This window comes from Streptomyces candidus, assembly GCF_014207445.1.
Classification (GTDB): Bacteria; Actinomycetota; Actinomycetes; order Streptomycetales; family Streptomycetaceae; genus Streptomyces; species Streptomyces candidus.
The window spans coordinates 95758-109020 of the sequence record NZ_JACHEM010000011.1; the positions used below are offsets into that span (position 1 = coordinate 95758).

The following is a 13263-nucleotide window of genomic DNA, read 5'->3' on the forward strand; positions in this document are numbered from 1 at the left end:
GCGGCGTCGGATGCGCGGCGCGTACTGCTGCCTCTGTCAAAAATGTACAGGACGTACGTTAAGTACGATGAGGAGCATGACCTACGAGATTCCGGTGACGCAAGCCCGCGCTGAGCTCGCCGACCTGATCAACCGCGTCGTGTACGGCGGGGAGCGCGTGGTCGTGACCCGTCACGGGAAGCCGCTCGTCGCCCTGGTCTCCGCCGCTGACCTGGAACGTCTGGAGCGGGTGCCGGAGGTCGTCGAGGACGAGGTGGTCAGCTCCGTCTCGTCGATCGGCTCCTTGACGTCCGCTCCGGGCGAACGCGGCCGGTACGGATTCGCCGCCGAGTACCGCGGGGAACAGGGGGCCGAGCGCGGGGACGAGCGGCCCGGAAGCTGAGTGCCGGAGGCCGTTTCGGGGCCGCTCCGCGAGTTAACGCAACGGAAACTCCGCGCAACTAGCCTCGCCATGAGGGCGCCTGACGGAAAGCCCTGGTGACGACCCTGCCGTGTCTTTGCATCCGCTTTGCTACGTGGGTGATACACCTATGTCCGTCGTGGTGGCCGCGGCAGCCGGGCCGGGTGGTCCGGCGCGAGGACTGTGAGGTGTGACCCGTGCAGCTGACCCCGCACGAGCAGGAACGACTGCTCATCCATGTGGCCGCCGACGTGGCCGAGAAGCGCAGGGCACGCGGGGTGAGGCTCAATCACCCCGAGGCCGTCGCCCTCATCACCGCGCACGTCCTCGAAGGCGCCCGGGACGGCAACACCGTCGCCCAGCTCATGTCCTCGGGCCGCAAGGTGCTGCACCGCGACGACGTCATGGAAGGCATCCCGGAGATGATCCACGACGTGCAGGTCGAAGCCACCTTCCCCGACGGCACCAAGCTCGTCACCGTCCACGAGCCCATCCAGTGAGCGCCGCACCGCGGGCCGGGACCCGCACGGCGGTTGTCCCCGGCGAAATCCTCCACGCCGACGCGCCGGTCCTCCTCAACGAGGGCCGTCCCGTCACCCGGCTCACCGTGCTCAACGCCGCCGACCGGCCCGTCCAGGTCGGTTCCCACTACCACTTCGCCGAGGCCAACCCGGGCCTCGACTTCGACCGCGCCGCCGCCCGCGGCCTGCGCCTGAACATCGCCGCCGGAACCGCCGTGCGCTTCGAGCCCGGTGTCCCCGTCGACGTCGAACTCGTCCCCCTCCCAGGCCGCCGCGTGGTCATCGGCCTGCGCGGGGAGACCGGAGGCCCCCTCGATGCCTGAGTCCCCCCGTACGGAAGCCGCGTCGCACCCGGGGATCTCCCGCGCCGTGTACGCCGACCTCTTCGGCCCCACCACCGGCGACCGCATCCGCCTCGCCGACACCGACCTGCTCGTGGAGATCGAGGAGGACCGCTCCGGCGGGCCCGGTCGCGCGGGCGACGAGGCGGTGTTCGGCGGCGGCAAGGTCATCCGCGAGTCGATGGGCCAGGCCCGTACCACCCGTGCCGAGGGCGCGCCGGACACCGTCATCACCGGCGTCGTCGTCCTCGACCACTGGGGCATCGTCAAGGCCGACCTCGGCATCCGCGACGGCCGCATCACCGGCATCGGCAAGGCCGGCAACCCCGACACCATGGACGGCGTCCACCCCGACCTCGTCATCGGCCCCGAAACCGAGATCATCGCGGGCAACGGCCGCATCGTCACGGCGGGCGCCATCGACGCGCACGTCCACTTCATCTCGCCGACCGTCGTCGAGGCGGCCCTCGCCTCCGGCATCACCACGCTCGTCGGCGGCGGCACCGGCCCCGCCGAGGGCTCGAAGGCGACCACGGTCACGCCCGGCGGCTGGCACCTCGCCCGGATGTTCGCCGCCCTGGAGCACTACCCCGTCAACATCGGGCTGCTCGGCAAGGGCAACACCATGTCGCGCGAGGCCATGCACGCCCAACTCCGCGGCGGAGCACTCGGGTTCAAGATCCACGAGGACTGGGGCGCCACCCCCGCCGTCATCGATGCCTGCCTCAGTGTGTGCGAGGAGACCGGCGCCCAACTCGCCATCCACACCGACACCTTGAACGAGGCCGGGTTCGTCGGCGACACCCTCGCCGCCATCGCGGGCCGCACCATCCACGCGTACCACACGGAGGGCGCCGGCGGCGGGCACGCACCCGACATCATCACGGTGGTCTCCGAGCCGTACGTCCTGCCCAGCTCCACCAACCCCACCCGCCCGCACACCCTCAACACGCTCGACGAACACCTCGACATGCTGATGGTCTGCCACCACCTCAACCCGGCGGTACCGGAGGACCTGGCGTTCGCCGAATCCCGCATCAGGCCCTCCACCATCGCGGCCGAGGACATCCTGCACGACCTCGGGGCGATCTCGATCATCTCCTCGGACTCCCAGGCGATGGGCCGGGTCGGCGAAGTGATCCTGCGCACCTGGCAGACCGCCCATGTGATGAAGAAGCGCCGCGGCTCCCTGCCAGGAGACGGCCGCGCCGACAACCACCGGGTGCGTCGCTACGTCGCCAAGTACACGATCAACCCGGCCGTCGCGCAGGGACTGGACCGCGAAATCGGTTCGGTCGAGAGCGGAAAGCTCGCCGACCTCGTCCTCTGGGAACCCGCCTTCTTCGGAGTGAAGCCGCTGCTCGTCCTCAAGGCCGGTCAGATCGCGTATGCGCAGATGGGCGACGCGAACGCGTCCATTCCCACGCCCCAGCCCGTGCTGCCCCGCCCGATGTTCGGAGCGATCGGCCGCGCCCCGGCCGCGAATTCCTTCAACTTCGTCGCCGAGGCCGCCATCGAGGACCACCTCGCCGAACGCCTCTCCCTGGGCAAGGAGTTCGTCCCGATCACGAGCACCCGGGGCGTGACCAAGGCCGACATGCGCGAGAACAACGCGATGCCACGGGTCGAGGTGGACGCCGACACCTTCACCGTGACCATCGACGGCGATCCGGTCGACCCGGCCCCGGCGGCGGAACTGCCCATGGCCCAGCGCTACTTCCTCTTCTGACGGGGCGAGACGGGCGATGGACGACGTCACTGGGGGCATGCGGGGCATGCGGGGCATGCGGGGCATGCGGGGCACGGAGGGGACGATGGGCACGGCGAACAAGGAAACCTCGCGGTCCGCCGCGGACGTGGCTCCCGGACCGGAGCCGTCCCGGCCCTCGTCGGGTCGGCCACCGTCCGGAGGCCCGGGGCCCGGCCGTCCGGGCGGCACGGCAGGAGCGGTCGCGGAGGCCGTGAGCGTGGTGCGAGGCAGTGTCGAAGTGGCGCGAGGCAGTGTCGAAGGCGATACGCGTGCGGGCAGGACGACGGACGCACCGACACCGCGGGCAGGAGTGCCCGAGGCCCCGCGGCGTGACCCGGCCGCCCCCGGGACGGCACCCGCCGACTCCGTGACCCCCGGTCTCCCCGGCGTCCGCTCCGACCCGGCCACCGACCCCACATGCCCGCCCACCGCCCCGGAAGACGCCGTACGCCGTCCCCGCCCGCTCCCGGGTGCCCGTGCTGCTCTCCTCGTGCTCGCCGACGGGCGGTTCCCGGCCGGCGGACATGCGCACTCCGGCGGTGCCGAGGCTGCCGTCAAGGCCGGGCGCATCCGCGACCACCACGATCTCGCCGAGTTCTGCCGGGGCCGGTTGCACACGAGTGGCCTCACCGCCGCGGGGCTCGCCGCCGGGGCCGCGTACGGGCTCCACGTGCTGGAGCTGGACGAGGCCGCCGACGCGCGTACCCCATCGCCCGCGCTGCGTGCCACCGCACGCAAGCTCGGCCGCCAGATGATGCGGGCCGCTCGCGCCACCTGGCCGTCGCCGGAGCTGGACGCGCTCGCCGCCGCCCGGCCCCGCGGGGCGCACCAGCCCGTCGTGCTCGGGCTCGCGGCGCGTTCGGCCGGACTCGGCGCCGAGGACGCGGCGCACTGTGCCGCGTACGAGAGCGTCAGCGGCCCGGCCACCGCCGTCGTACGGCTGCTCGGTCTCGACCCGTACCTGGCGACGGCCGTCCTCGCGCGGCTCACGCCCGAGCTGGACCAGGTCGCGCAGCGTGCGGCCGAAGCGGCGTGCGAGGGCATCGGCACCCTGCCCGCCGCCTCGGCACCGCTGCTCGACATCACGGCGGAAGCGCACGCGGCCTGGCCCGTACGTCTCTTCGCCTCGTAACGCCGACCCGCCCCTCATGCACTCCTCGTTCCCGCACGCACCTGTCGTCCCGCACCACCCACGAGCACCGAAGACCCGGGAGTCCGCCATGCACCTCGACCACGACCACTCGCACGCCACCGCCGTCAGCGCCGACGCCGCCCGCCCCGACGGCGCCCGTCGCGCCCTGCGCGTCGGGCTCGGCGGACCGGTCGGCTCCGGCAAGACCGCGACCGTCGCCGCCCTCTGCCGCGAGCTCCGCGACACCCTTTCCCTCGCCGTCGTCACCAACGACATCTACACCCGCGAGGACGCCGAATTCCTGCTCCGCAACGCGGTGTTGCCGCCCGAGCGGATCCAGGCCGTCGAGACGGGCGCCTGCCCGCACACCGCCATCCGCGACGACATCTCGGCCAACCTCGAAGCGGTGGAGGAACTGGAGGACACGGTCGGCCCGCTCGACCTGATCCTCGTCGAGTCCGGCGGCGACAACCTCACCGCCACCTTCTCCAAGGGCCTCGTCGACGCACAGGTCTTCGTCATCGACGTGGCGGGCGGTGACGACATTCCGCGCAAGGGCGGCCCCGGCGTCACCACGGCCGACCTCCTTGTGATCAACAAGACCGACCTGGCGCCGTACGTCGGTTCCGACCTCGACCGGATGGCCCGCGACGCCAAGGAGCAGCGCGGCGAACTCCCCGTTCTGTTCACCTCGTTGACCTCGGGGGAGGGCGTCACACCGGTAGCGGCCTGGGTACGCGCACAACTCGCCGACTGGACCCGCCCCGCAACCGGCACGGTCGCCGGTACCGGTTCCGCGCGCGACGCCGCCGCATGAGCCTGCGCGCCACCGCCCGGATCGTCGCGGCCCCCGGCGGCCGGCTGCCCGTCCTGGAGAGCGACGGGCCGCTCGCCCTGCGCCGCACCCGAGCCTCCGGTGGTGGACCCGGTGACAGCCGGGTCACCGTCGTCGGCGCGATGAGCGCACCGCTGGGCGGTGACCGCCTCGCGATCGAGGCGGAGGTCCAGGACGGTGCCCACCTGACCGTCGACGCGGCGGCAGCCACCGTCGCCCTGCCGGGACGCGCCGCGGAACCCGCGCACTACGACGTCCGTTTGACGGTGGGGCAGCACGCGGCGCTGCACTGGCTGCCGGAACAGCTCATCTCCGCCCGGGGCAGCGACCTGCGCATGCGGACACACGTCGAACTTGCCCCGACCGCCCGTCTGGTGCTCCGTGAGGAGCAGGTGCTCGGCCGTCACCAGGAGCCCACCGGCACCCTCGTCACCCGCCTGACCGTCCGCCGGGGCGGCCGTCCGCTGTTCGACCAGGAGCTGTCGTACGGCCCCGGCGCACCCGGTGGCTGGGACGGCGGCGCGGTCCTCGGCGGCCACCGCGCCGTCGGGCAGCTCCTCGTCGTCCACGAGGGTTCGGCGAACGCACCACCGCGGCCCCGCCTGCTCGGCGAGACCGCGGTGCTCACTCCGCTCGCGGGTCCCGGCGTACTCGTCACGGCGGTGGCGCCGGATGCGCGGGGACTGCGGAGAGTGCTGGACGATGCGCTGGCCCTCGTACGGGAAGAGGCGCGGGGCCGCGTCACCGTACCGGCCGGATGAGTCGGGGGGCGGTCAGCCGCCCACGTACCAGGTGAAGCCGCCGGAGGACGCCATGAGCGTCATCAGGAGAGCGAAGACGATCAGGTCGGCGATGCCCAGACCGATGGCGGCCTTCGACATGCCCGAACCGCCCGTCTGCCGGTAGGCGACGATACCGAAGATGATCGCCAGCGGGCCGAAAAGGAACTGGAAGAAGAGGAGCCCCACGATGCCGCAGACGAGACCGGCGACTGCCAGGCCGTTCGTCCCCGACCGGGTGGGGCTGTGCGTGCGACTGCTCGATCCGAAACTCGACCTCTCTGAACTCCCTTTGTCCTAGGGCTCCTTGGGGATTCTCGGGTATCCCGGTCGGCCGGGTTCATGCGCCCCGGCATCTCGGCGCACCGCTCATCGGGACTTCGTGACCGGTTATTGGTTCGGTAAAGAAACATCAGTGCGGTCTGGCCCCCGCGCCCCTCCTGCCGCAAGGATTCCGTCGGGCCCCCGACTCAGGGGCTCCGGCATTCACAGGGGGAGGTCCCACTTGCGACGCACCGCAGTGCTCGGCTCGGCCGGCACCTTGCTCGCGGGCACGCTCATAGCGGGCGCGATGTCAGCGCCCACCGCGGCGGCCGACAACACCGCAGGCAGCCAGAACGCCGCCGACAGCCGTTCGGTCCTGTCCACCGCCGGGACGCAGGGCGGCGCCGAGGCCCACGGTGTGCGGATCGCCGCGGAGCGTGCGTCCCGGAAGGGCGTCGACTGGCAGGACTGCCCGGCCGACTGGGGCCTGGAGAAGCCCATCAAGTGCGGCTACGTCTGGGTCCCGCTGGACTACCGCAAGCCCTACGGGAAGCAGATCGAGCTCGCCGTCGACAGAATCGGCAACACCGGTTCCAAGGAGGACCGGCAGGGCTCTCTCGTCTACAACCCGGGGGGACCCGGAGGTTCGGGTCTCGGGTTCCCGCGTCGGGTGGTCACGAAGAACCCGATCTGGGCGGGTGCCGCCAAGGCGTACGACCTGGTCGGCTTCGACCCCCGCGGAGTCGGCAAGTCGACACCCATTTCCTGCGTCGACCCGCAGGAGTTCGTCAAGGCGCCCAAGCTCGACCCGGTGCCCGACAGCGAGGCCGACAAGCGGGCCCAGCGCAAGCTGGCCGCGGAGTACGCGGCGGGCTGCAAGGAGCGCAGCGGCTGGATGCTGCCGCACATGACCACCCCGAACACCGCTCGCGACCTGGACGTCATCCGGGCCGCACTCGGCGACAAGAAGCTCAACTACGTGGGTGTCTCGTACGGCACCTACCTGGGCGCCGTCTACAGCACCCTCTTCCCGGCACACGTGCGCCGGATGGTGCTCGACAGCGTCGTCAACCCGTCCACGAAGAAGATCTGGTACGAGGCCAATCTCGATCAGGACATCGCCTTTGAGGGCCGGTTGAAGGACTGGATGACGTGGGTCGCCCGGCACGACGCGGCCTACCACCTCGGCAACACCGCCGAGAAGGTCCACCAGCAGTGGCAGAAGCTGCGCGCCACCGCCAAGAAGAAGCCCATCGGCGGGGTCGTCGGCCCGGCCGAACTGATCGGCTTCTTCCAGAGCGCGCCGTACTACGACAGTTCCTGGGCGCCGGTCGCCGAGGTCTGGAGCAAGTACGTGGCCGGAGACCCGAAGCCGCTGATCGAGGAAGCGGGCCCGGACGTGAAGGACACCGCGGGCAACATCGCCGCCGAGAACGGCAACGCCGTCTACACGGCGGTGGAGTGCACGGACGCCAAGTGGCCGACCAGCTGGCAGAGGTGGAACCGGGACAACACCCGGCTGCACGCGAAGTACCCCTTCCTGACGTGGTCCAACGCGTGGATGAACCTGCCCTGTGCCACCTGGGGAGTCGAGCAGCAGCACGCCATGGAGGTGAGGACCGGCAAGCGCCTGCCGCCGGTCCTGATCACCCAGGCGGCCCGGGACGCGGCGACGCCGTACACGGGCGCTGTGGAACTGCACAAGCGGCTGAAGGGCTCGCGCCTGATCACCGAACGCGACGCCGGCTCGCACGGCATTACCAACCTGGGCAACCCGTGCATCGACGATCGGGTCCGGAACTACCTGGTGAACGGCACGCTGGACGGCCGCGACGTGACGTGCGCGCCGCACGCCGCACCGAAGCCGCAATAGCCCCGGCGACCGAGGCCGGAACCGCTCGAACGGCTCGGGCCGGAACAGTGCCAACGGCCCGGGCCGGAACAGTTCCGGCGAGCGAGGCCGGAGCGGCTGGGGCAGAAGCCGGGGCCGCTCCGGCGCTGTGAACGAAGGGCCGGTCGGTGCTCTCCCACCGGCCGGCCCTTCCTGCACGTCGCCGCGCAGCGACGCGGGGACTCAGTGCCGCAGCCGCGGGAACTTGCGTCCCTCCGTCGCCTGTTCGGCCTTCACGTCGGCCGCGTACCGGTCGACGTACTCCTGCCCGGACAGGGCGAGGATCGCGGACATGATCTCGTCGGTGACCGCGCGCAGCACCGCCTTCTCCTTCTCCATTCCCGCGAACCGGGAGAAGTCCAGGGGCGTGCTGAACCGAATGGTGACCCGCTTGATCCTGGGGATCTTCCGTCCGGGCGGCTGGATCTCGAACGTCCCCACCATGGCGCACGGCACCACCGGCACCCCGGCCGTGATCGCCATCACGGCGACGCCGACCTTCCCCTTGTACAGCCGCCCGTCGTGCGACCGGGTCCCCTCCGGATAGATCCCGAGCAACTCGTCCTTCGCGAGGACCCCCAGCCCCTCCCGGACGGCGGCCTTCCCGGCCTCCTTGCCCGACCGGTCCACCGGGATCTGCCCCGCGCTGCGGAAGAACGCCGCCGTCAGCCGCCCCTTGAGCCCCGGCCCGGTGAAGTACTCCGCCTTCGCCAGGAACGTGATCCGCCGCTTCAGCACCGCGGGCATCAGGAAGTGGTCGGAGAACGACAGGTGGTTTCCCGCGACGATCGCCGCCCCGTCCTCGGGAACGTACGCCAGCCCCTCGATCCTCGGCCGGAAGAGCAGCTTCAGCAACGGCCCGAGAACGACGTACTTGAGCACGTAATAGAACACCCGGTTGCTCCCTATGTGACGGAATGCTGTGGGGACGGACTTTTTGCTGGTCAGGGCTTGTTTCGGGGGCGCTCAGTGTAGGTGCGGGTGTGCCCTCGTGTAACCACCTCGGTCCGTACCGACGCTGATCGCAGCCGACGCGCTCGCAGGTGCCCGTGCACGGCGCGAGCACCTGGGAAGGCTTTACCCGCACGGGGAGCCGGGATGCCTGCCGTCCGGCGGCGAGGCCGCTCCAGTGTGTGCGGTGTGGGACTGCCGTGCACGGGCCGGTCAGGCCAGCCCGGACAGCGAGCCCAGCAGGACGAGCAGCGCGCACACGGAGAAGTTGACAGCCTTGTGCTCCATGAAGATCGCGGCGAACTCGCGGATCACGGCGCTCGGCCAGAAGTAGCGGGCCGTGGGGGAGCCGATCACCTGGCCGTTGACGCCCGTCTTGCGGGCCATCAGTGCGGCACGGAACGCGTGATAGTTGTTCGTGACGATCGCGCAGCGGTAGCCCGGCATGTGCTCGCTCATGAGCGTGCCGCTGAAGGTGAGGTTCTCCTCGGTGGTCCGCGACGCGTTCTCGGTCAGGATCCGGTCCGCGGGCACGCCCGTGCCGATCAGGTACTCGGCCATCGCCACGGCCTCCGGACGGTCCTCGTCGGGTCCCTGCCCGCCGGAGGTGACCATCATCGGGTTCCCGCCGGCGGCGATCTGTGCCTCGTACAGCTCACGGCCCTTGTGCAGGCGGCCGGCCAGCAACGGCGGGACCTGGTTGCGGATCAGGCCCGCGCCGAGGACCACCACGAAGTCGAGACCGCCGCGCGGCCTGAACCGGCCGTACAGCGCCGCATAGAGGAGGAAGCAGGTGAAGAGGAACGAGACGTAGCCGACGACCAGGACCGCGACCACGGTGACCGTGCCGAGCGCCCGCGAGCCCGTCTGCAGCGTCGTCGCGACCATCACCGCGAGTCCGACGATGCCCAGGCCCGCGAGCAGCGACAGCAGGTTGGCCGGACTCCTGCCCTCCTTGCGGACCATCTGCAGACCGTTGCGGATCAGGAAGAAGGCGAGGGTGAAGGGGGCCAGGGCCGCGGCCACGAAGACGGCGACGGCGAGACCTCCGACCAGGGTGCGGCCCGTCTGGTTCGCCGTCGCCGTCAGCCGGGCCGCGGTCACGAGCAGCCCCAGGACCGTGAAGAACAGGGCGAGGACCAGGAAGACGCCGTTCCGCAGGCGTCTGCGGTCCCGCAGCATGCTGATGACGAGGGCCAGGAAGCAGAGACCGGCCGGCACAAAAACGATCATGCGGGTACGTTACGTCACTTCCGTGCGGCGTCGCCGGGGTTCGGTCAGGGCCGAACGGACCAGTCGGGCCGACCCGAACGGACGACCCCGCGGCCCCGTACGGTGTGGCCGGTTGCCGGACGCGACGGCGCCGGATGCCCTGGCCCCACCCCGACCGCGCCGTACGGGCCCGTACGCACATTCCGTCCCGGAGGACCCCCATGCGACTCCCGCTCCGTCGTGCCGCCGTCGCGGCGACCGCCCTGCTCGCCCTCACCTCCGCGGCAACGGCCGTAAGCCACCCCGTCCCCACGGACACCACGCCGGCCGACGGTCATCCTGCCGCGACGGACACGACCGCGGCAACCGACCATCCCGTCCTGCGGCACGGGCTGCTGCTCACCGTCTCCGGCGCCGAGGACTCCTCGGTGCGGGTCGTGGGCCTGACGTGCCGGCCGGAGCCCGGCGGCGGTCACCCGAGCGCCTTGGACGCCTGCGACACCCTCGTACGGGCGCGCGGCGACTTCGACGCGCTGGTCGGCAACCGGCACGCCTGTACCAAGCAGTACGACCCGGTGACGGCGACCGCCCACGGCATCTGGCGCGGCCGCACGATCCACTGGAAGAAGACCTACGGCAACGCGTGCATGCTCGACGCGGGAACCGGAGCGCTCTTCCGCTTCTGACCCCGCCCGCAGGGCCCGGCCCCCGTCGGCGGGGGGCGCGACGCGCGGCCGGTCAGCGGCCGCCCGACGTGGTCGCCGCACCCGCCGTCGCCAGCAACAGCACCACCCAGCCGAACCACAGCCAGCCGCTGCTGCCCAGCGCCGCCGTGTACGCCGTGACGAGCACCAGCATCCCGACGGTCAGCACTCCCATCGACCTCGGTGAACCGGTCATCCGCGCCACCTCCTTCGCGTGGAGTGACATCGTCACCCGGCGGACCGCCCCACCGCTACCTGTGTGCGGTCCCGTTACCCGCGGCCTGCGGTCCCGCACGGCCACACCTCCTAGGCACCGCTGCGCGCACGCAGCGAGGCCAGGTACGCGTTGTAGTCCTCCAGCTGCTTGTCGCCGTCCCGGTCCGCGGCCCGGTCCGAGCGGCGGGCCACCCGCTGCTCGGACCGGTACCACTGGAAGACGAGTGCGATCAGCACCAGGACGGACGGGATCTCGCTGAACGCCCAGGCGATGCCGCCCGCCGCGTTCTGATCGGCGAGCGCGTCGATGCCCAGCGAGGCGGGCGGGTTCTTGTACGCCTCGACCATCGGCTGCGACGCCATCATCAGCGCGATGCCGAAGAACGCGTGGAAGGGCATCCCCGCGAAAAGCTCCAGCATCCGCATCACGTAACCGGGGCGGTGCGGCCCCGGGTCGACGCCCATGATCGGCCAGAAGAAGACCAGGCCGACGGCGAGGAAGTGCACCATCATCGTGATGTGCCCGACCCTGCTGCCCATGAGGAAGTCGAACAGCGGCGTGAAGTAGAAGCCGTACAGGCTTGCGATGAACAGCGGGATCGTGAACGCCGGATGCGTGACGATCTTGATGTACCGGCTGTGCAGCAGGGCGAGCAGCAGCTCACGCGGCCCCTTGCGGCCCTTGCGCCCGCGTCCCGAGACGGGCAGCGCGCGCAGGGTGAGCGTCACCGGCGCGCCGAGCAGGATCAGGATGGGCGACAGCATGGAGACGATCATGTGCTGCACCATGTGCACGCTGAACATGACCATGCCGTAGTCGTTGAGCATGGTGCACATCACGAGGAGCACCGTCAGCACACCGACGACGAAGAAGACCGTCCGGCCGACCGGCCAGGAGTCGCCGCGCCGCCGCAGCCGCACCACACCCCACCCGTACAGGGCGAGAGCGGCCAGACACGCGATCAGGAAAAAGGGATCGGGGGAAAGCTCCAGACCCCGTCCCAGCGTGAACGGCGGCAGGTCCATGTTCATGCCGTGCCCGCTGTGATCCATCCACTGACTCCTGTTTCGTGCCGGTTGTCCGGTCCAGAGTAGAACTGCCCCCGGTCGCCGATGCGACCGGGGGCAGTTCGTCAGGCCCGCAACCGGGTCCTCACAGGACGCATTCCGCTTCCTCGTAGCGCTGGGCCGGAACCGTCTTCAGCTCCGCGACCGCGTCGGCGAGCGGCACCATCACGATGTCCGTGCCGCGCAGCGCCGTCAGCATGCCGAACCGGCCGTGATGCGCCGCTTCCACCGCGTGCCATCCGAAGCGGGTCGCGAGCACGCGGTCGTAGGCGGTCGGGGTGCCGCCGCGCTGCACATGGCCCAGGATCACCGGGCGGGCCTCCTTGCCCAGGCGTTCCTCCAGCTCGATGGCGAGCTGGTTGGCGACGCCCGCGAAGCGCTCGTGCCCGTACTGGTCCTTCTTGCCGACGTTGAACTCCATCGACCCCTCGCGCGGCTTGGCGCCCTCCGCCACGACGACGATGGCGAACTTCTTGCCCGCCGAGAAACGCTTGCCGACCAGCTCGGTGAGCTCACCGATGTCGAAGGGCCGCTCGGGCACCACGATGGCGTGCGCGCCCGCCGCCATCCCCGAGTGCAGCGCGATCCAGCCGGTGTGCCGGCCCATGACCTCGACGATCAGCACGCGCTGGTGGGACTCCGCGGTCGTCTTCAGGCGGTCGAGGGCTTCGGTGGCGACGCCCACCGCCGTGTCGAACCCGAAGGTGACGTCGGTCGAGGCGATGTCGTTGTCGATGGTCTTGGGCACGCCGACGATGGGCAGACCCGCCTCGGACAGGAGGTGGGCCGCCTTCAGGGTGCCTTCCCCGCCGATCGGGATGATCGCGTCGAGGCCGAGGTCGGCGACGTGACCGCGAGCGGTCTCGACGCCGCCGCGCAGGTGCGCCGGCTGGACGCGGGAGGATCCGAGGATGGTGCCGCCGCGGGCCAGGATGCCGCTGACGGCGTCCAGGTCGAGAGGGCGGTAGTCGCACTCCAGGAGACCCCGCCAGCCGTCGTGGAAGCCGATGACCTCGTCGCCGTGGTCGACGACGGCACGGTGGACGACGGAGCGGATGACGGCGTTCAGGCCGGGGCAGTCGCCGCCGGAGGTGAGGACACCAATACGCATGGCGCGAAGACCTTTGCAACGTGGGCCGGGGGACCGGACCACGTCGTCCGGTGGGGTCCCCGTCACCCTACAAGCGCCGGGTGACGGG

15 protein-coding genes are annotated in these 13263 nt (G+C 71.0%); 9 read left to right on the forward strand and 6 right to left on the reverse strand.

The features are described from left to right. Positions 1-76: 76 nt before the first annotated feature. The 7 genes from HNQ79_RS21135 (at position 77) to HNQ79_RS21165 (ending at position 5740) form a co-directional block, all read left to right on the forward strand. On the forward strand, positions 77-382 hold the full coding sequence (locus HNQ79_RS21135; RefSeq protein WP_185033405.1) for a type II toxin-antitoxin system Phd/YefM family antitoxin: 306 nt from the start codon (positions 77-79) through the stop codon (positions 380-382). A 215-nt stretch (positions 383-597) separates the two neighbouring features. Continuing rightward, positions 598-900 (forward strand): urease subunit gamma, encoded by a 303-nt coding sequence (locus HNQ79_RS21140; protein WP_185033407.1) that lies wholly within the window; start codon positions 598-600, stop codon positions 898-900. Next, positions 897-1244: an urease subunit beta gene (locus HNQ79_RS21145; protein WP_185033409.1), complete on the forward strand. Its 348-nt coding sequence runs from the start codon at positions 897-899 to the stop codon at positions 1242-1244. Before HNQ79_RS21140 ends, HNQ79_RS21145 begins: the two co-directional genes overlap by 4 nt. Next, positions 1237-2991 (forward strand): urease subunit alpha, encoded by a 1755-nt coding sequence (locus HNQ79_RS21150; protein ID WP_185033410.1) that lies wholly within the window; start codon positions 1237-1239, stop codon positions 2989-2991. Before HNQ79_RS21145 ends, HNQ79_RS21150 begins: the two co-directional genes overlap by 8 nt. Positions 2992-3502: 511 nt before the next feature. Next, positions 3503-4144 (forward strand): urease accessory protein UreF, encoded by a 642-nt coding sequence (locus HNQ79_RS21155; RefSeq protein ID WP_229923618.1) that lies wholly within the window; start codon positions 3503-3505, stop codon positions 4142-4144. A gap of 88 nt (positions 4145-4232) precedes the next feature. Further along, positions 4233-4961: an urease accessory protein UreG gene (gene ureG / locus HNQ79_RS21160; protein WP_185033412.1), complete on the forward strand. Its 729-nt coding sequence runs from the start codon at positions 4233-4235 to the stop codon at positions 4959-4961. Beyond that, entirely contained in the window at positions 4958-5740 is a 783-nt protein-coding gene (locus HNQ79_RS21165) for an urease accessory protein UreD (protein WP_185033413.1), read from the forward strand. The genes ureG and HNQ79_RS21165 overlap by 4 nt, the downstream gene beginning before the upstream one ends. Positions 5741-5752: 12 nt before the next feature. Here HNQ79_RS21165 and HNQ79_RS21170 read toward each other — a convergent pair whose 3' ends face one another. Next, entirely contained in the window at positions 5753-5977 is a 225-nt protein-coding gene (locus HNQ79_RS21170; protein ID WP_185033709.1) for a DUF4190 domain-containing protein, read from the reverse strand. A gap of 286 nt (positions 5978-6263) precedes the next feature. On the opposite strand from HNQ79_RS21170, the gene HNQ79_RS21175 reads away from it, so the two are divergent. Continuing rightward, complete coding sequence (locus tag HNQ79_RS21175) at positions 6264-7895, forward strand: alpha/beta hydrolase (protein WP_229923605.1); 1632 nt, start codon at positions 6264-6266, stop codon at positions 7893-7895. Positions 7896-8096: 201 nt separating this feature from the next. On the opposite strand, the gene HNQ79_RS21180 is transcribed toward HNQ79_RS21175, so the two are convergent. Next, the gene (locus HNQ79_RS21180; protein ID WP_185033414.1) at positions 8097-8807 is read right to left on the reverse strand and encodes a lysophospholipid acyltransferase family protein; all 711 of its coding nucleotides are present in this window, start codon (positions 8805-8807) and stop codon (positions 8097-8099) included. A gap of 270 nt (positions 8808-9077) precedes the next feature. Continuing rightward, positions 9078-10097, reverse strand: coding sequence for a YdcF family protein (locus HNQ79_RS21185; protein ID WP_185033415.1), 1020 nt, complete (start codon positions 10095-10097; stop codon positions 9078-9080). A 200-nt stretch (positions 10098-10297) separates the two neighbouring features. On the opposite strand from HNQ79_RS21185, the gene HNQ79_RS21190 reads away from it, so the two are divergent. Next, positions 10298-10762, forward strand: a complete 465-nt coding sequence (locus tag HNQ79_RS21190) for an SSI family serine proteinase inhibitor (RefSeq protein ID WP_185033416.1) — start codon at positions 10298-10300, stop codon at positions 10760-10762. 52 nt (positions 10763-10814) lie between these two features. Here HNQ79_RS21190 and HNQ79_RS21195 read toward each other — a convergent pair whose 3' ends face one another. From HNQ79_RS21195 to HNQ79_RS21205, 3 genes are all read right to left on the reverse strand, one after another. Next, positions 10815-10976, reverse strand: a complete 162-nt coding sequence (locus tag HNQ79_RS21195; RefSeq protein ID WP_185033418.1) for a hypothetical protein — start codon at positions 10974-10976, stop codon at positions 10815-10817. Positions 10977-11086: 110 nt separating this feature from the next. Continuing rightward, entirely contained in the window at positions 11087-12049 is a 963-nt protein-coding gene (locus HNQ79_RS21200) for a cytochrome c oxidase assembly protein (RefSeq protein ID WP_185033419.1), read from the reverse strand. Positions 12050-12149: 100 nt separating this feature from the next. Next, the gene (locus tag HNQ79_RS21205; RefSeq protein WP_185033421.1) at positions 12150-13175 is read right to left on the reverse strand and encodes a 6-phosphofructokinase; all 1026 of its coding nucleotides are present in this window, start codon (positions 13173-13175) and stop codon (positions 12150-12152) included. Positions 13176-13263 lie beyond the last annotated feature (88 nt).